Annotated in this window: 17 protein-coding genes; 7 read left to right on the plus strand and 10 right to left on the minus strand. The window is 45.1% G+C overall.

Annotation, left to right across the window (positions count from 1 at the left end; genetic code table 11):
* The first annotated feature begins 170 nt into the window (after positions 1–170).
* Entirely contained in the window at positions 171–716 is a 546-nt protein-coding gene (msrA, locus tag V7R42_RS18315) for a peptide-methionine (S)-S-oxide reductase MsrA (RefSeq protein ID WP_334021922.1), read from the plus strand.
* A 94-nt stretch (positions 717–810) separates the two neighbouring features.
* Here the strand turns inward: msrA and V7R42_RS18320 are convergent, their stop codons facing one another.
* Complete coding sequence (locus tag V7R42_RS18320; protein WP_334021923.1) at positions 811–1,932, minus strand: hypothetical protein; 1,122 nt, start codon at positions 1,930–1,932, stop codon at positions 811–813.
* Positions 1,933–2,215: 283 nt separating this feature from the next.
* Here V7R42_RS18320 and V7R42_RS18325 point away from each other — a divergent pair, with 283 nt between their 5' ends.
* From V7R42_RS18325 to V7R42_RS18345, 5 genes are all read left to right on the plus strand, one after another.
* Entirely contained in the window at positions 2,216–4,099 is a 1,884-nt protein-coding gene (locus tag V7R42_RS18325) for an alkaline phosphatase family protein (protein WP_334021926.1), read from the plus strand.
* The gene (gene fldB / locus V7R42_RS18330) at positions 4,099–4,635 is read left to right on the plus strand and encodes a flavodoxin FldB (RefSeq protein ID WP_334021928.1); all 537 of its coding nucleotides are present in this window, start codon (positions 4,099–4,101) and stop codon (positions 4,633–4,635) included. The genes V7R42_RS18325 and fldB overlap by 1 nt, the downstream gene beginning before the upstream one ends.
* Positions 4,636–4,660: 25 nt before the next feature.
* Positions 4,661–5,449, plus strand: a complete 789-nt coding sequence (locus V7R42_RS18335) for a CLCA_X family protein (RefSeq protein ID WP_334021931.1) — start codon at positions 4,661–4,663, stop codon at positions 5,447–5,449.
* Positions 5,450–5,591: 142 nt separating this feature from the next.
* Positions 5,592–6,002: an ExbD/TolR family protein gene (locus V7R42_RS18340; protein ID WP_014950746.1), complete on the plus strand. Its 411-nt coding sequence runs from the start codon at positions 5,592–5,594 to the stop codon at positions 6,000–6,002.
* Between the two features lie 182 nt (positions 6,003–6,184).
* Complete coding sequence (locus V7R42_RS18345) at positions 6,185–7,597, plus strand: collagen-binding domain-containing protein (protein ID WP_334021935.1); 1,413 nt, start codon at positions 6,185–6,187, stop codon at positions 7,595–7,597.
* Positions 7,598–7,636: 39 nt separating this feature from the next.
* Here the strand turns inward: V7R42_RS18345 and V7R42_RS18350 are convergent, their stop codons facing one another.
* From V7R42_RS18350 to V7R42_RS18385, 8 genes are all read right to left on the minus strand, one after another.
* Positions 7,637–10,060, minus strand: coding sequence for a cellulose synthase subunit BcsC-related outer membrane protein (locus tag V7R42_RS18350; protein WP_334021936.1), 2,424 nt, complete (start codon positions 10,058–10,060; stop codon positions 7,637–7,639).
* Positions 10,057–11,163 carry a glycosyl hydrolase family 8 gene (locus V7R42_RS18355; RefSeq protein ID WP_334021937.1) on the minus strand — a complete coding sequence of 369 codons (1,107 nt, stop codon included), beginning with the start codon at positions 11,161–11,163 and terminating at the stop codon, positions 10,057–10,059. Before V7R42_RS18355 ends, V7R42_RS18350 begins: the two co-directional genes overlap by 4 nt.
* Positions 11,157–13,433, minus strand: coding sequence for a cellulose biosynthesis cyclic di-GMP-binding regulatory protein BcsB (locus V7R42_RS18360; protein ID WP_334021939.1), 2,277 nt, complete (start codon positions 13,431–13,433; stop codon positions 11,157–11,159). The genes V7R42_RS18355 and V7R42_RS18360 overlap by 7 nt, the downstream gene beginning before the upstream one ends.
* Positions 13,430–15,655: a UDP-forming cellulose synthase catalytic subunit gene (gene bcsA, locus V7R42_RS18365; protein WP_334021941.1), complete on the minus strand. Its 2,226-nt coding sequence runs from the start codon at positions 15,653–15,655 to the stop codon at positions 13,430–13,432. Before bcsA ends, V7R42_RS18360 begins: the two co-directional genes overlap by 4 nt.
* A complete protein-coding gene (locus V7R42_RS18370; RefSeq protein ID WP_334021943.1) occupies positions 15,633–16,205 on the minus strand; it encodes a hypothetical protein in 573 nt (190 codons plus the stop codon). The genes bcsA and V7R42_RS18370 overlap by 23 nt, the downstream gene beginning before the upstream one ends.
* Before the next feature lie 380 nt (positions 16,206–16,585).
* On the minus strand, positions 16,586–17,074 hold the full coding sequence (locus V7R42_RS18375) for a YgjV family protein (RefSeq protein ID WP_334021945.1): 489 nt from the start codon (positions 17,072–17,074) through the stop codon (positions 16,586–16,588).
* Between the two features lie 13 nt (positions 17,075–17,087).
* Positions 17,088–17,900, minus strand: a complete 813-nt coding sequence (locus V7R42_RS18380) for a tRNA1(Val) (adenine(37)-N6)-methyltransferase (RefSeq protein ID WP_334021947.1) — start codon at positions 17,898–17,900, stop codon at positions 17,088–17,090.
* A gap of 98 nt (positions 17,901–17,998) precedes the next feature.
* Positions 17,999–18,619 (minus strand): NAD(P)H-binding protein, encoded by a 621-nt coding sequence (locus V7R42_RS18385; RefSeq protein WP_334021948.1) that lies wholly within the window; start codon positions 18,617–18,619, stop codon positions 17,999–18,001.
* A 70-nt stretch (positions 18,620–18,689) separates the two neighbouring features.
* On the opposite strand from V7R42_RS18385, the gene V7R42_RS18390 reads away from it, so the two are divergent.
* Positions 18,690–20,903, plus strand: a complete 2,214-nt coding sequence (locus tag V7R42_RS18390; protein WP_334021950.1) for a S9 family peptidase — start codon at positions 18,690–18,692, stop codon at positions 20,901–20,903.
* 186 nt (positions 20,904–21,089) lie between these two features.
* Here V7R42_RS18390 and V7R42_RS18395 read toward each other — a convergent pair whose 3' ends face one another.
* Positions 21,090–21,464 carry a PH domain-containing protein gene (locus tag V7R42_RS18395; protein WP_334021952.1) on the minus strand — a complete coding sequence of 125 codons (375 nt, stop codon included), beginning with the start codon at positions 21,462–21,464 and terminating at the stop codon, positions 21,090–21,092.
* Between the last annotated feature and the right edge of the window lies 1 nt (position 21,465).

Raw genomic sequence — 21,465 nt, forward strand, 5'->3', positions numbered from 1 at the left:
GCGAAATGCGTCAAGAGAAACTATTAATAACTTAGGTTAAATCCTTTTACCTAACTCGCACGTTATTCTTATTTAATATTCGTTTATACGATAAAAAAACACGCTTGGATGACTTGTGTTGTTGCCTACACGCACCCACACTACTGTCAAAGATTAAGAGAGGTTTTACTATGGCAAATTTACAAGTCGCCACCTTAGCAGGCGGATGCTTTTGGTGTATCGAATCTGCGTTTAACAGCGTTGAGGGCGTGGAAAAAGCAATTTCTGGCTATGCTGGGGGTGAAAAAGCCGACCCAACCTATGAAGAGGTGTGCACGGGCAATACTGGCCATGCTGAGGTGGTACAGGTAACGTTTGATGCCGATAGCATTAGCTACCGCGAGATATTAGAAATTTTCTTTGCGCTACATAATCCTACGCAGCTTAACAGGCAGGGCAACGACGTGGGCACACAGTATCGCAGCGCGGTCTTCTATCACAACGAAGTACAAAAAGCTGAAGCAGAAAAAATTATCGCAGAAATCACAGAAGAAGAGATTTGGCCCGATCCCGTAGTGACTGAAATAGTAGCAGTAAATAACTACTACGACGCCGAAGACTACCACCAAGATTACTTCAAAAATAATCCACAGAACCAGTATTGCTCTATGGTCGTGGCGCCTAAGCTTGCGAAGTTCAAAAAAACCTTCGCTTCTCGACTTCGCAGCGACGCATAAATAAAACAGCGATATTAAGCGCGCTATCAATAGTGTTAGCCAACAATAAAAAGGGTTGCTTAAAAGCAACCCTTCTGTTTTTCAATCTAATTTATTATTCAAACCAAACGCTGTTAATTTCTAGTGGAAATAATAAAGGCGCTAAGTCTTCATAACGCTTCTTATGCGCTTCACACGTCGCGTTTTTAAGGTAGTTTTTCTCCCAAGGATCGTTGATGATCCACAAGGTGTTTTCAATGGTCACTAATCCTTCCATCGACGAATTATCCATTGTGTACTGTTCACAATTCTGGTCGCTGGAAACGTCGAATGTAATTGGGATACGCTTTGTTGGCTTACTGCCACTCACATCAATGACCCACAGTTCATTGTCGTTTCTTGCCGCACCAAACAAATAGGATGCGCCCGTTGAATGAGTATATATCGCCAGCCCATTAATAGGGTGACTACCAGAAGTAAACGCAGGAAGTCGAAGGTTAGGCTCGCTCACTGTGGCAAAGTTGCTTGATGAGAAAAAGCCTTCATCAACAGACAATGTAAAAATTCGCGGCTGTCCTGCCTTATCTTTCTCTAGCGCCAGATATAACGTGCCGTCTTCAGCCATCGTCAACCCTTCTATGCCATCGTTAGGGAAATTACCTACTTCGAACTCTTGCGGAAACTGAAGAGGGCGTACATCCGACATTTCAACCGAACCATTATCTTTTCGCGTCAATTTTACCAACAAGGTGGGGTAATCTGTTGATCCTGTTTCCTCGTATTTGGTTTCACAGCGAGGGCTTAGCGCACCTGTGCGGGTGGCATCTTCGGTAACTGTGTAAATTACATTGCTGTCTCTGGGGTCAACGGCTAACGCTTCTAAATCAGGTTGCTCACTTAAATAGTTATAAAAGCAGCTTCGGCGTACAGTATTGGAAAACGAGAAGCGTTCGCTCGATGCGTTCAGTGTTGCGGTTTCTGGTGAAATGCTATGAAGTTTCAACTGCTGAGTGGTATCTGCGCTAGCATCTGCGATAGTAACAAGCTGACCGTCTAGCACCACCAACCCTGAGGTTTGAGGGTCAAACATCACGTTGCCTTTTTCATCAAGGATCCATTTACCCACGGTGACTTCTGTTAAGTCTTGAGGTTCAGGAGTAATGACAACGCCTTTGGGCTCACTGCAGGCGCTTATGAGTAAACAGGTTAACACAGCACAGGTTACATGTTTTAGCATGGTGTGAAGTCCTCTCTCCGTTCATTAAGACGAGAGCAAAAGGTAAAACTGAAAAAATTGTAAGGGAGTATATCGAGCATACCGTTTATTCACAAAAAAGAGTAAGGTTATACGATAGACATCCGGTTTGCTGATTACATATATGATTTGGCAACGTTAAGTAGTCTTGCTGTCATCATGGTTTCAATGAACGTGCAGCATATTTGTACCATTGATGAGTTAACACGCTTGTGTGTATTAATATTGACGAAAATTAAAGGAGAGCGTCATTTCTACGCAGCACTTGCCCCAAGTTATTGCAGGTCCAATAGTAAGAAAGGTGACATCTACAGAATGTCATATTTGGGTAGTAACCAGTAACGCCGATTCACCTGCGCTAAAGTTATCTGCAAATGAAGTCGTCGTCAGCGGCAATAGTCAGCGCGAAACCGTACGCGTAGGTAAGTACGCATTTATACACCTGCTCTCTTTCACTGCTTCAGAACCCTTCGAAGATACTGCGCGGATAGGTTACGCGCTATCTTTTCTCGACGACGCTCAGCAGGCTATATGGGAAGATGAACAACGTGCGCTTCTTTACGATGGGCAGTCTTCCTTAAGTTTCCACTACACCGAGACTCCCGAGACGATATTGCACGGCTCATGCCGTAAGCCTCACTTTCATAGCGATGATGCCTTAGCACAAGTAGATGAGCTTCATAAAAATGCGTTTAAAACACGTCACGACTTTCCCGATCTTCTTTTAATGACGGGCGATCAAATTTACGCTGATGATGTGGCAGGCCCCATGCTTAAAGCTATACACAGTGTAATTGACCGTTTAGGTCTTTATCATGAAACACTGGAAGGGGCGGTAGTAACCAACACGAATGAACTTGCCACACATGCGCATGGGTATTACGAACGAGAGCAGCTTCTTCCACAAATTGCGACTAATACGGTACTGTCTTCAATTTTCTTTGGTGCTAAGAGAAAACCGGTATTTACCTCGGTAAATGCACAAAACCATTTAATTGGCAGTGCCGAGATCATCGCCATGTACTTACTGGTATGGTCCGACACGCTATGGACTGATATCAATATAGATAAAAATGGGGTCCCTCAAAAATACCTCGCTATTTTCGACAAAGAACAAGAGGCGCTTAACGGCTTTGTAAAACAGCTACCGCAAGTACGTAGGGCTCTGGCACACATTCCAACTTATATGATCTTTGACGATCACGACGTTACCGACGACTGGAACTTAACCCGTGGTTGGGAACAAGAAGTCTATGGTAACCCTTTATCGAAACGCATGATTGGCAATGCACTTATTGGCTACTTGCTTTGCCAAGGTTGGGGGAATGCACCTAAAAAAGTAGCGCCGCTGGTCACTAAAATACAAGAATCGATGGGCAAAAATGGCCTAAACTCCCACGATGAAATTATTGATGCTCTTCTGGACTTTGACCAGTGGCATTACCGTTTAGATACTACGCCACCTATTGAGGTTTTAGACACCCGCACGCAGCGCTGGCGCTCTGAATCAAACATGAACAAACCGTCGGGCTTGATGGACTGGGAAGCACTGTGTGATTTTCAGCATTCAATAATCGGCAAAGAATCTGTCATCGTTGTGTCTGCCGCTCCCATTTATGGTGTAAAGGTTATCGAAGCCATTCAGAAAGTGTTTACGTTTTTTGGCAAGGCGCTTACTGTTGATGCTGAGAACTGGATGGCCCATAAGGGGACTGCCAACGTAATATTAAACATATTCAGGCATTATAAAACGCCGCCTGAGTTCATTATTTTATCGGGCGATGTTCATTACTCCTTCGTTTATGATGTGCGTTTGCGCTTTAGGCGCAACAGTCCTCACATTACCCAGTTTACCTGCAGCGGGTTAAAAAACGCCTTTCCGGATGGATTAATCAAATGGCTCGATAGATTAAACCGCGTGCTCTATCGCTCCAAATCGCCTCTGAACCTTTTCACCAGACGCCGAAATATGTCGGTGAAAGCGAGAGAACCAAGTTTGGGTTATGGCGAATTATTCAACGGTTGCGCCATTGGTGTATTAAAAATTTCACAGGAAAACACAGATGTTCAGTGCAAAGCTTTGTTGAGCAACGGTAAAGAGGTAGAATTCCCAGCTTCTAAAGACGATCAGTTCAAAAGAGGTATTTAATGAGTGATAGCGCACTGTCCATCGGATTATTTTACGGCTCAACAACCTGCTATACCGAAATGGCGGCAGAAAAAATCCAAGCGCAGCTCAATAGCCTTTTTGACGAAGACATTGTTGACCTTCATAACATCAAAGACGTGAATCTAACGCGCACGGCCGAATACGACATTATCATTTTTGGTATTTCAACATGGGACTTTGGCGAGCTCCAAGAAGATTGGGAGTCTCATTGGGAAGAGGTACACGGTTTAGATTTAGCGGGAAAAACCATCGCCCTATTCGGACTTGGCGACCAGTTAGGTTATGGAGAATGGTTTCAAGATGCACTAGGCATGCTTCACGATGCGATATTGCCATCAGGCTGCAACATCGTGGGTTATTGGCCAAACGAAGGCTACGAGTTTACTGCATCAAAAGCCTTAACCGAAGACAAAACTCAGTTTGTTGGCCTGTCTCTTGACGATGAAAACCAATACGACAAATCAGACGCCCGCATCGAAACATGGTGCGAGCAGCTATTGGTATCGATGGCTTAACCTCTATTACATTTGGATGTAAGCGTTGGAAAGCAAAGGCCGACTTCATCAACAGTTTTATCGTAACGGCCCAAGCCACAGGGACGGCGCTGATGTATCCTTTCAGGATATTCGCAAACTGTTTAATTTCGCCACGATCACTGTGGGTAGATGGGTAACAGCGGAAGAACAACAGATCGCAGCCAATTTGTTTTTCGATGCGCTTTATGATTTGGTCGCGATCTTAAATATCAATGAACAGGTGTTGTCATTAAACGGATCGCTATCACTTGCTTTTGGCAGCGGCGGCCAAAAACACAGTAGTGCCCACTACAACAGTGCGAAAAGGCAGCTTGCGCTGGCAAAGCACGCTGGGGCCGGGGCGCTAGCCCACGAGTGGTTTCACGCGTTCGACCATTATATTGCGCCGCGCATGTTCGAGGGTATTGTCGCCGGTAGCTTTGCCACGCAGGCGTGGCTCGACAATGCACCGATGAATCCCCATCCATTGAATCAAAAATTGAGCGATTGTTTCTCGTTATTGTTCTTAAATGATCAAAAAAGGCCAAATGACTACTTTGTGCGATCCGTAGAAGCTGATCGCGCGCTAAAAATGTATTATTATGCTATGCCTCAGGAGATGGCTGCCCGGGCATTTGAAGCCTGCATACAAGATCACGAGATCAAAAATGCGTTCTTGGTGCAAGGGACAAAAAAATCAACGGAAGCTAGACTTGGCATTTATCCTCATGGTAACTTGCGTACATCACTCAATCAGGCATTGATGTTGTATTTTTACCAATTAGGTGTCGCTATTTCACATAAACAAACCTAGTTTGTTGTTTTATTACTGTGAAACTGAGTATTTTTTCAACAACAAGTGTTAATGAGCACACTGTTTTTGTACAAAACCCTGTATATTTTTGTAACAAGCAGTATACTAAAGCGCTCGAACGTAACAGAAGAAAGAAGACGAGATGAAAAGAAAGAAGCATACCTCGGCTGAAGACGAGGCTCAGATTGATATGACCCCCATGTTGGACATCGTGTTCATCATGTTGATTTTCTTCATCGTAACGACCTCGTTCGTGAAAGAGAAAGGTTTAGACGTAAACCGTCCAGAAGATAATCAAGCTAAAAACGATAAGCCTTCTAAAGCGCTATCTATTCGAATTGATGCTGATGGCACAATTATGATGGGCGGCCGTGAAGTTGATATTCGCCGTGTGGTAGCAAACACACAAACTTACCTAGCAGAAAACAACACGGATTCAGCTGCTATCCAAGCTCATGAAGATAGTGAGCACGGTACCGTAGTAGAAGTTATGAACCAGGTCAAAATTGCAGGTATTGATAAGGTTTCTGTTTTAGTTAAAAAGAGCAGCTAAACGCTTTATTAACTGAGCAAATTTGTTGAAAAGCCACCTTCGGGTGGCTTTTTTCGTATAAGGCGTTATACGAAAGTCTCTCTTGTACTTTCGCATGAATTTTGTTCAGATCCTGATATTCGGTGTGTCTGGAAAATTCATGTTGAAGCTAGGTTCCAGACTCAGATGCCACTGGAGCTATTATGCACAAAAACATATTCTACATCGCTGTCGCTACTTCGGTTATGTCAGCACCACAGGCGTCTGCAGCCAAAATTGAATTAAGCGAAGCGTTTGAATATAACGCGTTTATCTTCGACAGTTTTACTGGTCAATCTTCTGATGTTGAAGGAAGACTTGCAGTAGGTGGCGAAATGAACGTAACCGATTTCAACGTTGGCTTACTGTTATCACCAGATATGACTGACTCTGCTCTTGCCGTAGGCGGCAACCTTCATTTCACTCGTGGTGACGTTCATGGTGGCTCCACTACGGTGTCAGGTATGGTGTTTGGTTCTGAACTCACATTCGATAAAGCTGTTGAGGCTAAACAGACTGTTAATTTAATCAATTCGACTGTGAAATCAGGCGGCATCTCATCGCAAGGTGATGTCAAACTAGGTAACGCAAACATTGTAGCAGGCGATGTGCACGCCAACACCGCGGAGCTTGGTGGGCCAAACAGTGTATACGATAGCGTAAGCAATCCCAGCATGTTTGGCTCTAAAGTAGAAAACGGCAATATATTTGCTGAATCTAACGTGGAGCTTGATAGCAGTGAAGTCAACGGCGTTGTAACGCTTAACAACGTTAACAATTACACCGCCATCAACGGTTCGACAGCAACCTCTGTTGAACAAGGTAGCGTGAGTAAGGTTGCCGTTGACAATATTGACTTTAATGCGATTGCAGCCGAAGTTACAGCGCAGTCTCAGGAGTTTGCGTCAATGTCGGTCAATGGCACAACAACATTGTCGTGCACTGACGCTAACGATTCTGACCAAGCTGTTACTTGTACCGACCCTAGCACAGCAGTGCTCAATACCATTACCTTCGCTGGGTCCGACGATATTAACATTTACAATATAGACGCTAGTTGGTTCAGTGCAGCCAATAAAGGTATTGTTTACGATTTCTCTACCACCAGCTATAACATTATCAACGTGTACGGCGAATCCGTTGAGTTATTTAATACTGGCTTCTTTAATACTGCCTTTACGCAAGAAAATGAGTACTTTCGAGAAAATGGTCAGTACAGAGATAACGATAACAATCTGGATCAGCGTCACGATGGCCTTTATACCAACAACATCTTGTACAACTTTGTAGATGCTGATTTTCTTACGCTACATAGTGTAGGGGTGAAAGGAAGCGTACTGGCCCCCTATGCAGAGCTGAGCTTTTATAATGGTCATATAGACGGCAATGTTATTGCTAACCGTCTAACGACCCCATTACGGCAATTGGTTAACGACCAGGGTCAATACTACAATGCACCAACGGGCCAAATAAATAACTATCGCTTTGGCGCTATCAACGTCAGCGAACCTGCTTCAATCGCGCTTTTATTCGGCGCAGGTTGTTTCATGCTAGTCAGACGTAGAAAAGCAAACTGACGCTTAAGAAAAGACGGATGTCTTCAGTGAGCGTGGCGTTTACAGTGCAAAACCGCTTAACCTTGGTGAAGAGAGCAACAGTTCATCGCTTGTAACCCCCGTGCCTTGCCCTTCTCGCCACCTTATCTGAATGCCCGCTTCAAACGCTTGATACTCCACTGCAAACGCTTTTCCAATATATCCAGCCACAATCCAAGTATTGTTTATACGATACTGGCCTTCAGCCACAAAGTTACCGCTTAAGCCCGTGTCTGAACTTTTAGCAAGTTTAGCGTCCTCATCTACCGTTGGAAGAGTGCCTCCAATAGGAAAGCGGGGGCCATCGTCTTGCTCAACACGTGAAAGCGCAAGTGAGCTTCGAAGTTTAACTTGCCAGTTGAGTGCTTCAAGGGTGAGTAATTCAGAATATCCCCCGATGCTGACAAATTGACTTGGGCTAAAGTAGCCACCGTTGCCAACCGTGAAGCCGCTTAGGTTTTTATCATAACTTGTATAGCTTAAGAACGGCCCGATACGCCAATAATCGAGTTTAGGGGATATCATTGTTGCAATGTCATAGTTCACATCAGCACGAAGCGATAGTGCGCTATTATCGGCAACGAGCTCGCCTTCCAAGCGACTTAATTGCGCGGTGCCTGCAACAGACCACTTGTCGGCCACTGCATGAGCAACCAAGCCTCTTACGCCACTTTCTATCACGTGGCCCCAAGGCTGAGCGTGGTCGGCATTGAAGGTTCCGGTTTGGCTTAACAAGCTGTCTTCTTTGGCTTTTCTAAACAGGGTAGCAGCTACCGTTGTGCGGGTAAGAAATTTGGTTGCTGATATTTGCCCCGTTACTTTTGCGCTAACAGGCTGGTCGAACATGGCATATTCTAGGTTGGCGTAAAAACTAAAATTGGGCGCTTGATAATGCGCTTCGGCGCGACCCCCCTTATCTTCGAAGCCGCTAATTCCCAAAAATGATCCACTCAATTGGTTATTACCAAACCATTCATCTATCTGAGGGCGACCGCTGTAGAATTGCCTATAGTCGAGCGATACTTGCCACAGCCAGTTTTCATAACCGCTGCCAATGCCGACATATTGCGACAGAACATCGAAATTACCGAGTCCCTCGCTCCCGCTTCTACTGCGAGTATTAATACCGTAGACTGCACTTAGGCCATCTTTAGTTTGTACTGTAACTCCCCGCGCATCGCGATTTTGATAGACTAGCCAAAACTGTTTTCTGGGCCAGGCATTACGTGTGGTGCGTTCTTGCAATATGCTTTTTACCGCACTGTATCTCAGCGCCAATCGGTTCAGTGTGGCTTCGTCGTCTTGATTAATGGTAACCAACTCATTGGCAATTACCGTATCGGTTGGCGTCTTCGCGAGGACTCGCTCGAACGCTGCGGTGGCGGTTGTGGTGTCTTGTATCTCTTTAGCAGCCCACCCAATTAGTGCTTGCTCATCTACACTTAACGGTCTCAAACGGGCGAGTGCTTCGCCTGACTCAATACTTTGCTTGTAGCGCCGTGTATCGTAAAACTGAGCCTGTCGGCTAGCCAGACCATCAGCACAGCGTCGAATGAAAATTTCGGTATTGATACTACATGCTAGGTCGAACGCGCTTTGCTTGGCCGTGTCGCTACTTTGCGCGCTAAGTGATAAATATCTGCCTTCGTTATGGTTCACCAAACTAAATAGCGCGTCGGCAAAGTCGTAATTTTTCGAGTCATATTGTTGCCACGCTGCGCCTTGTAGCACTTCTTTCACGTAGCCACTGTTGTCCGCCTTAAGATACTCTTCCAGCATTTTGGTATCATCCAGCGACAGTGCTTGCTGCAGTTTAATACCTGTAACACTGTTAAGGCCTTGTTGAGCAGATTGTTTATCAATATCGCGCACTGCCGATTGTAGGGCGTGAGAGAACTGCTGCGTTGCCATCTCTAACATGCCTTTATCAATGGCGGTCCACCCCATAAGCAAGTAAAACTCTGTACGCTTAATTTGATTGCTCAATGCAATAAGCGTTTCTACTTTTTGCTTCGGCGTATTTGCTCTGGCTTTCGGCGTTAACTGAGCAAATTTTTCGAGCGGGAGCGCTTTAGAAGCGGGCTTATCTGGCTGCTTTTTTAAAGCCAGGAGCGATTCTCTTGGCTCTGAAACTACAGGCTTGATAGTACCTTTTAAGCGGCCGTTTATTCTGTTTAGTTCGGTTTCAACTTCTTGTGGTACCTGCCATGCAGGATACTGAGCTTTTAAGCGCGCAAACTCCTCATTGGCTCGCTGAACCTGTCGCTCATTAATATGGTACCAAAGCCCTGTTAAATCTGGCTTGTCTTGTTGTGCAGGTAATATACCCAAATCTTTATCTTTGTACGTTGTTTTAGCTTGTCCGAATGCCTGCACCGACACAAGTGACGTGGCCAAAGCGCCTAGAGCCAGATACAAAGACGTGCGAGTGAACCGCGTTTTCACGATGCGTTATCCAAAACCGCTAGCATAGAAAGCAGCGTTAAACTTGCCGAGTAATAATCCATGTTTCGATTGATCTCAGGCCACTCTGGCCTTTGCCGTTCTTCTGATTTCATCAAGCTGTTTACGGCCATCTGTACCGAGCGCATCCCCTTAGACATTTCGTACTCAGCTGTTTCCTCGTTTAACAGGTTAACGGTAGCTGGCGTAGGCGTTATCGCCCACCATGCATAGTAGGGAGAAAGTAGCTTCTCAGTTAACCTAGCGTTTTGGCGAAATCGTGGGGACCATGCAAGCTGAAGCGGTATACGGATCGCATTAAAACCAAACTCAGGCGATATCACATTATCCAAACTTAACGCCCCAATCTTACTGTTATCGGACTCAGCGCTATTCGGGGTAAAGCGCACCCAATCGCTGGGCAACTGATAGGTAGAAAACTGCATATTAGATAGCAAAGTTAACCCCGATTCGAACAGGGTTTCCCAACGTGACGGAGTATCCGACAGCGAAGACAGGTCAGTTATGGCGGGAAAAACCCAATAGGACAGATTTAGCTGAAGGCTGGTATTTCCTTTTTGGTCAGATGCAAATCCGTATTCCCCTGGCAAAAGCACTACACTGTTGCTATTCACCACCAATAGTTTCTGCTCTACAGCACGTACAATATTTCTGGCGTCCTCCTCATACGTACCAACGCCCCATTTTTCACTTGCACGCAATAATGCCCACGCAATAAGAATCTCACCATCAGAGGCATTATTCGGGTCGTCGATACAAGAAGATGAGTTATCGACACAAGGACGGTAGCGCCAGCTAAAAAGCCCGTCTTCGCGCTTGAGCGTACGCTGGGTCCAGTGCCACAATGCATCAAAGGTGTCTTTATCGTTGGCGGCGACGGCAAAGAGCATACCGTACCCTTGCCCTTCGCTGTGAGACACATCATCATTTCCCGTGTCTATCACACGCCCATCGTCAATAAACAATGCCTTGTACGCAATGTACTGAGATTTAAATTCGATATCTTCCTTGGTATAGCACGACGCTAGCAGAAATAAGAAACCTATTACTAGTGTCGCTTTCTTTGCGTTATGCAGATTTACCATGAGTCTTGCACTTGTTTGTTTCTGCGTTTAAGCAACAGGTAAATAAGCAGGCTTACAACAAATACCACCAATATAAAGCCAACTAGCCAATACCAAGGGTTATTAGACAACCACAGTCGCAAATGCAGCCAGCTATCGTCGGCTTCACCCATTTCATATTTATCACTAACCTGCATGATAAGCGATGGCGAGAGCCCATCTTTCCACGCGAAGAAATCCCCTGCCATCTGCCCCCACATCGACAGACTGACCAAGTCTTCTACTCTTGCTTGAAGTAGCTCTGGGGTTTGCGCTGCAACAATAAACAAGGTATCGGTTTCTGATGAAATAGGATGTGCCTGTGCAGTAAGTACCGCTTGCTCACCTAAGTCACTTGCTTGAACGGTATGACCGTCTACGCGCATTTCCTTAAAAGACTGATCATCGGTTAAGTTTCTAACGCGATTGTACAGGTTGTTCTGTAACCGATAAGACCAGCGTTTCGTTGCCTCAATGGCCGTATTAAATTCAGACTGCTCAATTTTCGTTAGGCTTTCAGGGGTGCCTAGAACAATCACAGAGCCTTCGGGTGTGATGTCATTTCCAGTCGCTATTTTTACATTTAACAACGGCACTTGGGCTACTTGCGCTAATTTCGCAGAAAGGGTTAATGCTGTGTCTAAGTAATCATCTGACGGGATAGCAATCGTTGATTCCGGTGCTGACTTAAAACGCGCAAACGGGTAAGCCGTTTCCGAAAGCAACCCCAGATTAGGTTGAACTGCCACGCTTCCTGCATCAGGGAGCTTTATAGCCGAAGAATCATCAAGTTGGAACACAAGGTGCGACCCCGGAATATCATCACAAGGCACACCTGCCAATGGCGCTCTCATGGTAACAGCAAAATCTAAATTATTCGTTCCACCCTTAAAGTAGCGTGCAGGTACTTTAAGCTGATAATCTCGGTATGACTGCCCGTTAATATTATTAAGGGACAAACCGTGAACAAGTTCATCATTCACGTTTACATTCATAACCGAACCTGGCCCAAAACCTGCGCCATACCCAAAATCTAAAAGTAAACTTACGCTCGCGTTCTCAGGTACATAAAAATCTGCAGGTAATCTGAATGACACCCGCTTAGTGAAATACCCTTCATTCTTAAACTGAGTGGTCGCCACTCCAAAGTCTTGGAATGTGTAGTGATTGTCAGGGTTCAGAATGCGATGACGCTGCAGCGTTTCCGCTTGCATTTGTGACTGTGAAAGTACGGTGACTTGTGAAATAGGGTTAATCGCATCGTCCATTACCGCCAAGGCTTTCGCTGCCTCAAGTACTTCATCTTGCGTAGTACCGCTAACAATAAGACGGTAGCTAGCCGGTACAATCACGTTGCTGTCCTTAACAAACGCTGGTGTGCGCTGCGCTTTTAGAAACGCGCCATCAATGTCGTTAATCACTTCGTCAGATAATACAGGTGATAACGCGTCGACTGTACCAACTAGAATATGAACAGGCTGCTTTTGTTTGGCTTTGAGATACCATGCAGCACGCTCGTAACGAGCAACATTTTGGTCGTTCCAAAAACTATTTCCTGTGTCTTCTAGCTGGGGCAAAACGTAACCATCATCAAAGCTATCATGCTCGATAATAAGCGGCTGATATTGATTCCTAAGAGACAGTGCTTGCGCAACAATGGGAAGTGTCTGATATTTAATTTGATCACCAGCTTCTCGCGCCGTGTAAAGCTGAACGTTTCGCTGTCCGCCAATTCCTGGATTAAAGAATCCGCTTAGCTCATCTAACGTAAAGCGCTTTTCATTCGCCGACGTCGCAATTTTTAGCGTTGAGTTGTATGCATTAATTTCGCTCCACAACTCAGGCGCACTGCCGTCAACACACTGCTCGGCGTAGTGCTGACTTACCGCTAGTGTCAGAGAGTTAAACCCGGCTCGCCACAATGAAGTAGGGATCGCAATTTCAGTTACAAGAGAAGGTCTGTCTGGGTCGAACGCAATCTGTCCAATGGTCGCATTATTAAATCTTACATACAGCTGAGAACGCTTTTTAATTAATGCCTGTGAGCTGACCACTTCTAAAGTAAGAAGCGCGCTGTCCACATCAGTTACTGAACTAAGGGGGATTGGAATATCAATAGAGGCAGATTTTCCCTGCAAGCGCACGGTACTTTCACCGCTAAAAAAGTCGGTTAATCGATAGGTGTCGGTTTGCGCTAATAGGGTAAAATGCATGCACAAACATACGATGAACATAAGGTATTTTTTTGTCATTGATTTTCCTTTGCCGGTTTAGCAAGTAAATCTAATTTCCCGGCGAATTTCCCCATTAATACAAGCATATGCAATAAAACAGGCTTTAGCCCAACTTTTAGCACATGTTTGGCGCCGAACCAGTATGAAATTGCTCTTGTTCTTCTTCGTTGAAACGACATCCAGCGCAGACTATCACACAGCGAATAGGCGACTATTTCGTTTTCTTGTTCTTCGGTTTGAGGCATAAAGCGTACTCGCAGTATCTTTGTCTTGCTGTCGTAGTGCAGTACGCTAATTGGCAAATGAACGTTTTTATTCAGTGCATGACTCCACGAAGTAAGCGTGGCATTTTCTGGCACTAACGCCCCCTCACCTTTCAAGCGCAACCGAGCGCCCCCTAAGGATAAGTCGACCAACTCGCCAACCCACGCTTCATCGCTTGTAGTTTTAATAACGACACTATTGGTAGCAGGCAAACGTGCCTGACTTCGCACCTGTTTCCGTTCTAGCAACACACTCAGAACAGACAGCAATAGGATCAAATTAAATAGATTCCACAACATAACCACTACCGTAAGTTCCCGTGTGAGAGGCTCGGTTATAAATTTGTAGACGCCGCTCCCTAAAGCGAACGTGATTATTAATATTAACCAGTAAAACACGCTCGATAATGGCGATACAAAAGTTCTGTCCAGGCTCTCTCCTTTTGGCGTGACAACAAACGAAGGCGCCCTCGGTTTTAAGAAAACTTTTATGAGTGCGTTTAATGTAAACGCACATTGCAGTATTTCGTACAATTCCGAGACTAAGGGCCATCGCGTTCGCCCAAACAGCATCGTGGATATCATGTACGTGGCAATAACATGAGGCAGGGTGAAGGCAAATATCTCCAGTATTGATGCATGGTAAACCTGAAGGCCAAACACCAAATACGCCAAAGGCATAAGCAAGAAAATAGTGCGAGCAAACGGGAACAGCCAAAACATAATTGAACTCATGTAGCCCACTCGCTGATACCACTTAAGGCCTTGTGCTTTAAATGGCTTCTTAAGTAGTAATATCTGTGTCATGCCTTGCGCCCAGCGCATACGTTGCTGAATAAACGCGTCGAAGGTTTCTGGCGCGAGGCCGCTTACCATGGGTCTGTCAACATACACAGACTCATAGCCCATTTTATGAAGATCTAACGCGGTTTCTGCGTCTTCAGTGATAGAGTCGCCAGAAATGCCGCCCACTAAATCAAGGTGCTTTCTTCTCATCAATGCAGCTGATCCACAGAAGAAGGAACTCCCCCAGTAGTCTAAGCCTTTCTGTATGGTGCCGTAGAACATGTCGTTTTCTGAAGGCATACGAGTGAACGCAGAGAAATAGTTGCGCTCAACCGGATCTGGGTTAGCCATAAAATGAGGGGTTTGAACTAGAAAGACCTTTTCGTTTTTAAGCATCCACGGCACGGTTCTATCAAGAAAATCTGATGTAGGAACATGATCAGCATCCAAGATAACAATCAAATCACCTGTGGTATTTTGTATTGCACTGTTGACGTTACCCGCCTTGGCAAACTCGTTTTTTGCTCGGGTGTGATAGGTAATACCCAAACGTTTGCATAACGCTTGCAAATCTTGTCGCCGCTGTTTTGCAGCCGCCGCAGACACAGGGTTCTCTGCATTAATTTTCTGGTCGGTACCGCCATCGTCCAGCAAATGAATATTAAGTTTTTCCTTAGGGTAATCAAGCATCTTAGCTGCACGGATGGTAACTTCTAATATTCCTTCGTCTTCGTTATAGCTGGGAATCATAATGTCCACGCTAGGCAACGTGGAATGATCTACCCCTTCTAAAGATAATAGTGGCCGGTTTAGTGGGAACGCATTAACGATTGCGCCTAATACTGACGTGATACCCGCATAAATTTCAGCGCCAAATAGTAGCCAGACGGCAAGCATTGAAAGGAAATCTGAGTAAGTGAGCGTATATATCCCCCGCCACAGTAAATACCTAACGCTAAGCGCGATGGCTAGTACCAGTGCAAAAATGCGAAATAAGTGCTGGTATTTTTGGGTGTGCTGCGCCTCGTTGCTGCACAAAGATATTGCGATGAGAATGACGACCGAAGAGAGAAGCTGACCTAATGCATCCATGGGTGCTAGCAGCAGCCCCCCAAGAATAAAGGAAGCGACGAACAGAACAATAATGAACTGTGAGGTGTAGTGTTGCCTACGAGTTTGCGAATAGTCCAAGTTCGCGATCCAATACACGTATTTGCGTTACATTTGCATAGTTTGCCCTGTTGATTAACGTAATTTTACCCTCCGACATGTCGACTTCGTGGTTACTTTTATAAAACAGGCGAGAAATGTCATCTCTCTGTTTTTTGTTGGTTTTTGACGCTAGCAGCCACACCGGATACGTTGCCATTCCAAACGAAGCCACAGCAATAAGGCAGTAAAACAACGCTGGCGACATGGTTGGCGCTACATACAGGGAAAATAAAAACATAGCCATACTTGCAACAGTAGATATACCCGTAATTTTACGAAAACGTAAAACTTTCATAAGGTTATTTTCTGCGTCCAGCAGCATCGACAGGCGTTTTTTCCAAAGTCGCTCGGTCTCTAGAATGGTACACTCTTTGACCAGTTTAGGTTTTTTAATAGCCAGGTTGGTGTTACTTGCCGATTGGGCAAACTTAAACACGTTTACTGCCGCACCGTTATTTTTAGCGAACTGCAACGGTTGCCCAAGCGTTGGTGATTGGTCAGATTGATGTGAGTTGTCTACTAATTTCACTGCGCTCCCCCCTCATTACTACACACTGAGTCTACTTCCGTACGTCCCAGAGGAAATATTGCTGAAACCATAGTTACTAATTGAATAATACGCTTGCCTACGCAAATTTGTATTGAACTTTAGCTCATTGAACTTTGGTATAGGTCATGTAGGACAAGGCCTGCAAGGAAGTTTAGGTTATGAGGAACACAGAGTAGCAGGTAGCGTAAGCAACGTAAAAACAGCCCTTCTGCATGCAATTAAAGTGGCGAAAACTAGCTAATTGATAGGGTAAGTTTTCTTGCGAAAACATGAGGGTCTTTTGGTCTTTGAGGTACAACTTGCTGGCCTAAATTGGAGACGTTTAATCGCTATACAGGCCTGCAAACCTTCTACAGGGCTTAGTGCATGCGCAGCTTGCTTACAATGCTGATCAAGTTACTAATATTGAATACTGTACCAAAAATACTTCCCACAGAAATGGCATACAGCAGCCCCAAAGTTTCAGCAAGTAAGAAGACTTTTCTTATAGTGTGCGTGTCTCGAATTACCAGTGAGCCCACTGTAAAAATAAGTGACGACGCATAGGCAATAAAAATTATCCAGCTGTGTTCAAGTACAAACCATTCATAAGCGAGAAAGCCTACATTCACCGCAACGAAGAAAAATAAAATGGCGTTGCTTCTGTGTTTGATAGCTATGAAGTTTCGAACACTGGCCAGCAGTGTACCAATGCCGGCGGCCATAGCATCTAACATAAAAAAGTGTACGCTTAATGCGCTTAATGCAAACGCAGAAATGAGCAAATATTTATCTACATTGGTTTGGCGATACCCAATAAAATTTAATACAACAGCTATTGCGCCAAAGCCCTCGGCAACTATGTTCATTTATACAAGCTCATCAGAATTTAAGATAAAAAGGTTCACAAAGGGCTTTGTATTCATTTGTATAATCACCCTCTTGCTTCCTAATGGTTAGCGTATTTTTTGTAGTTGAACACTGATAGACCGCATACTCAGTAAGGCCTGCTGGCTCGCCATCGGCACTCTTTACGGCCTTTTTGAAATGAAACGCGCACAAATATGGCTCTTTTTCAGCAGTATGCTTTATATAAAGTATTTGCTCTGGCAGTAAACCGTAGACCGCGGCCGTTTCGACAATGGCGACCTCCATTGACGCTGGGTACACGCAGTACATTTGCCCAGATTCTGCTAACAACTTGCTGCTTGCCCGGAAAAGCGCATTTGGATCCAGTTCATACATTTGCCTTGCCATTGAGCGAGATTGGCTTTGTTTGCTGTAGGCATTGGAAAGCTTCGCTGGCGAGTTAAAGTACGGCGGATTTGAAATTATTAAGTCGTAAAAGTACGGAGAGGTGAAATCAGTAACATTGCAGTTGTGAACATATAGCAGCTCTGCCCACTTTGAATTCTTGAAGTTTGATGCCGCCTGCCCAGCCGCTTTCTCATCGATTTCGATAGCGTCGATTCGCGCTTCGTTATCGCTGTTATTAACGCTTTGCGAGTAACAGCTCTCGGTTTTTTGCGCCATCATTAACGCTAAAATGCCACTGCCGGTTCCGATATCCAATATCCGCGGAGCACCTCCCAAATCTGCGCGAAGCTGCGCCCAACTTCCCAAAATAAGGCTGTCGGTGTTCACTTTCATTGCACATTGATCTTGCGCGACAGTGAATTGTTTACAGCGGAACATAAGAAAGTCGTTATACCCATTGCGTTAAAAGCCACGCATATTATATCAAGTCGAGTTGTGCTTCACGTTAAGGTTGTGACATTTACTACCAGCGCCAATTACCAACGCTGCAGCGACATCATGTTTCTGGCCACATCAACGGCATGAACCGGTCGGTATTTCTTTAACGGACCTTTCATTATGCTTTGCCAAATAGGCGCGGTTTTCTGCGCTATATCTTCTAGCGTCCGCGACTCGTCGCGACTGCCTAACAATAACGAAGGGCGTACGGCAGAGGCATGGGGCAACTGAGGCATTCGCATAATCGCGTTTTCTAGCTCACCTTTTACTCGTAAATAAAAGTTACTGCTTTTAGCATCAGCGCCTACCGATGATATCCATACAAAGCTGTCTGCACGTTGAGCACGGGTTAGCTGCGCGGCAACATGAACATACTCGAAATCAACACGGCGAAACGCTTGTTTAGTGCCTGCTTTTTTGAGCGTTGTGCCCAGGCAGCAATAAACATGGTTTACACTAAAGTAGCCTTGATAGTCCTGTAGATTGTCGAAGTCGATAACCACGGGCATTAGACGATTGTGAGGGTCGTTAAACATACTGGAGGCAAGCGGCTTTCTGACTAAGCAGATTACCTCATTGTACCGCCTATCCTGTAACAGCATATTTACAAGCGTTCGTCCCACTAGACCTGTCGCTCCTAGCACCATTGCGGATTTCATATGTCGCACCTTGTATCATAAATTGGTATAACTACAATCAAACCTTCGACAGTCAAATATGCAGATAAAAATGAAAAAAGCCCTTTTAATTGGAGCCGCTATGCTCTCTACTGCTTTAAACGCTGAAACGCTCACAATTGAGCGTATTTTCTCTTCTCCCTCACTAGATGGCAACGCACCCCGTTCGTTAAAAGTATCACCTGACGGTCAACGCGTTACATTTCTTAAAGGTAAACAAACTGACTACGAGCGACTAGATTTATGGGAATACCATATTGAAAGTGGTCAAACCCGTATGCTGTTCGACTCAAACGACCTGCAAAGCGGCGAAGAAGTACTTTCTGATGAAGAAAAAGCGCGACGAGAGCGTATGCGCTTATCTGGCAGCGGTATTGTTAGCTACCAGTGGTCAGACGATGGCAAAGCATTGCTTTTCCCGTTAGGTGGCGACGTGTTTTATCACAAGCTGGGCGAAAAAGGGGCAAAGCAACTTTTAGATACTGACGCTTTTGAGACAGATATCAAACTATCACCAAAAGGTAACTACATCTCCTTTATTCGCGATCAGAACCTTTATGTAAAACATATCGAGTCAGGTAAGGAAACCGCGATTACCAAAGAAGGTGGCGACAACATAAAATTTGGTATGGCAGAATTTGTGGCGCAAGAAGAAATGGGCCGCATGACTGGGTATTGGTGGTCGCCGGATGAGACTAAAATTGCTTTTACCAAGGTTGATGAAAGCCCAGTAGACGTGATCACGCGTTCTGAAATCTATGCTGACGATATCAAACTTATCGAACAGAAATACCCGAAAGCGGGTACCCCAAACGTATTGGTAGAGCTTGCTATACAGAACATCAACACTGGCGATCGCACTTGGGTGGATTTAGGTGAAGATAAAGACATCTATTTTGCTCGCGGTAAATGGATGCCAAACAGCACTACCTTTACCTACCAATGGCAGACACGGGACCAGCAAACACTTGAGCTTCGCGCGTTCGACCTTAACAGTAAAAAAGAAAACGTATTGCTTACAGAAACAAGTAATACGTGGGTAAACCTGCATAACGACCTTTATTTCTTAAAAGACAAGGGCCAGTTTATTTGGGCATCTGAACGCGACGGTTTTAAGCACCTTTACCTTTTCGACAATAACGGCAAGTTGGTTAAGCAGTTAACCAAAGGTGATTGGGTAGTCGACAGTGTTGAAGCCATTGATACCGCGAACAACCGTTTGTATTTCTCAGGACGCAAAGACACCCCACTGGAAAGCCATGTGTACAGCGTGCCTTTAGATGGCGGCGAGATTTCGCGTATCACTGAATTAGGCGCGTATCACAACGCAGCATTTAGCAAAGATGCCTCGATCTTTATCGACCGTTTCTCAACCATCAATTCACCCGCCCAAGTGAGTCTAAATAGTGCCACCGGCGAGCGAATTACTTGGCTTGAAGAAAACAAAGTTAAACAAGGCCACCCTCTGCACGCTTACATGGAGAGCTGGACAGCACCTGAGTTTGGTGACATCACCACAAAGGACGGCGCAACCCTTAAGTATCGAATTTACACGCCTGACAGTGCCAAGCAAAGTCCTAAGCAGAAGCACCCTGTTATTGTTTATCTTTACGGCGGTCCGCACGCACAAGTAGTAACAAACAGCTGGGCGGGTAACCGTGGTTTGCTGTTCCAACACTGGGTTGACCAAGGTTATGTGGTATTTACGTTAGATAACCGCGGCTCTAACTATCGCGGAAAGGGCTTTGAAGATCCTATTTATAAAAAAATGGGATTTATCGAAGTGGACGACCAGGTAGCAGGTGTGGAGTTCTTGCGCACGCTTGACTACGTTGATGCTGAGCGTATTGGTGTTCATGGCCACAGCTATGGCGGCTACATGACCCTAATGACCATGTTCAAAGCGGGCGATTACTTCGCAGCGGGTGTATCAGGTGCGCCGGTAACTGACTGGCGCTTATACGATACCCACTACACTGAACGCTACATGGGCAACCCAAATACGGATGACGATGCTTATACTGCGTCTTCAGTATTCCCATATGCAAAAGACTTAAAAGGCGATCTTTTGATTTACCACGGCATGGCGGATGACAACGTTTTGTTTACTCACTCGACTATGCTCTACAAGCACCTCCAAGACTTGGCAATTCCGTTTGAAACCATGGACTACCCTGGCAAGAAGCACAGTATCCGTGGCAAACAAACGGGCATTCATTTATACAAAACTATTACTAACTTCTTTAACCGTAACTTGAAAGACTAATACGGTTAGGGCCCGGGGGCTGTTGTTCTCTTCTGTAACTCTAGGCTCAACAAGCCCTTGAAAGTAGTAAAAGGCAAAAAGCGATGCTTATGAAGGCATCGCTTTTTTGCTTTTTACACTTGTGAGTGGTTCGACTTTTTTCTCGTACTACTCCAAAGCATTAATCAAATTTTACAAATGCTGAAATTAATTAAACATCTGGGTTGCTAGGTTTTGCTGTACTAACTGAGCAGACGACGCACTTAGTTCAATCTCGATAGGATCGGCCTTACCCGACAACCAAATTTTAAGCTCGGCATCAGTATCAAAATGCCCTGCGGTCTCTACGATGAACTGCGTGATCGATTTGTAAGGGATAGAGTGATAGTTCACTTTGCGCCCAGTGAGGCCTTGCTTATCGATGAGGATCAAGCGCTTGTTGGTAAATACACTTAAATCGCGCACTAATTTAAACGCAGCGGTAACGCTCTCATTAGCAGCGAGTATAGGCATAAGCTCTTCTTGTACGTCTGAAGCGCTCGTCTCGCTAGCATTTCCCATGATGGTATCGAATAAACCCATT

The organism is Alteromonas sp. S015 (genome assembly GCF_036864485.1).
Classification (GTDB): Bacteria; Pseudomonadota; Gammaproteobacteria; order Enterobacterales; family Alteromonadaceae; genus Alteromonas.

Excerpts from the sequence above, each read along its gene's own strand:
- msrA (WP_334021922.1), top strand. The coding sequence starts at position 171 with ATGGCAAATTTACAAGTCGCCACCTTAGCAGGCGGATGCTTTTGGTGT.
- V7R42_RS18320 (WP_334021923.1), bottom strand. The coding sequence starts at position 1,932 with ATGCTAAAACATGTAACCTGTGCTGTGTTAACCTGTTTACTCATAAGC.
- fldB (WP_334021928.1), top strand. The coding sequence starts at position 4,099 with ATGAGTGATAGCGCACTGTCCATCGGATTATTTTACGGCTCAACAACC.
- V7R42_RS18340 (WP_014950746.1), top strand. The coding sequence starts at position 5,592 with ATGAAAAGAAAGAAGCATACCTCGGCTGAAGACGAGGCTCAGATTGAT.
- V7R42_RS18345 (WP_334021935.1), top strand. The coding sequence starts at position 6,185 with ATGCACAAAAACATATTCTACATCGCTGTCGCTACTTCGGTTATGTCA.
- V7R42_RS18355 (WP_334021937.1), bottom strand. The coding sequence starts at position 11,163 with ATGGTAAATCTGCATAACGCAAAGAAAGCGACACTAGTAATAGGTTTC.
- V7R42_RS18360 (WP_334021939.1), bottom strand. The coding sequence starts at position 13,433 with ATGACAAAAAAATACCTTATGTTCATCGTATGTTTGTGCATGCATTTT.
- V7R42_RS18375 (WP_334021945.1), bottom strand. The coding sequence starts at position 17,074 with ATGAACATAGTTGCCGAGGGCTTTGGCGCAATAGCTGTTGTATTAAAT.
- V7R42_RS18380 (WP_334021947.1), bottom strand. The coding sequence starts at position 17,900 with ATGTTCCGCTGTAAACAATTCACTGTCGCGCAAGATCAATGTGCAATG.
- V7R42_RS18385 (WP_334021948.1), bottom strand. The coding sequence starts at position 18,619 with ATGAAATCCGCAATGGTGCTAGGAGCGACAGGTCTAGTGGGACGAACG.
- V7R42_RS18390 (WP_334021950.1), top strand. The coding sequence starts at position 18,690 with ATGAAAAAAGCCCTTTTAATTGGAGCCGCTATGCTCTCTACTGCTTTA.
- V7R42_RS18395 (WP_334021952.1), bottom strand. The coding sequence starts at position 21,464 with ATGGGTTTATTCGATACCATCATGGGAAATGCTAGCGAGACGAGCGCT.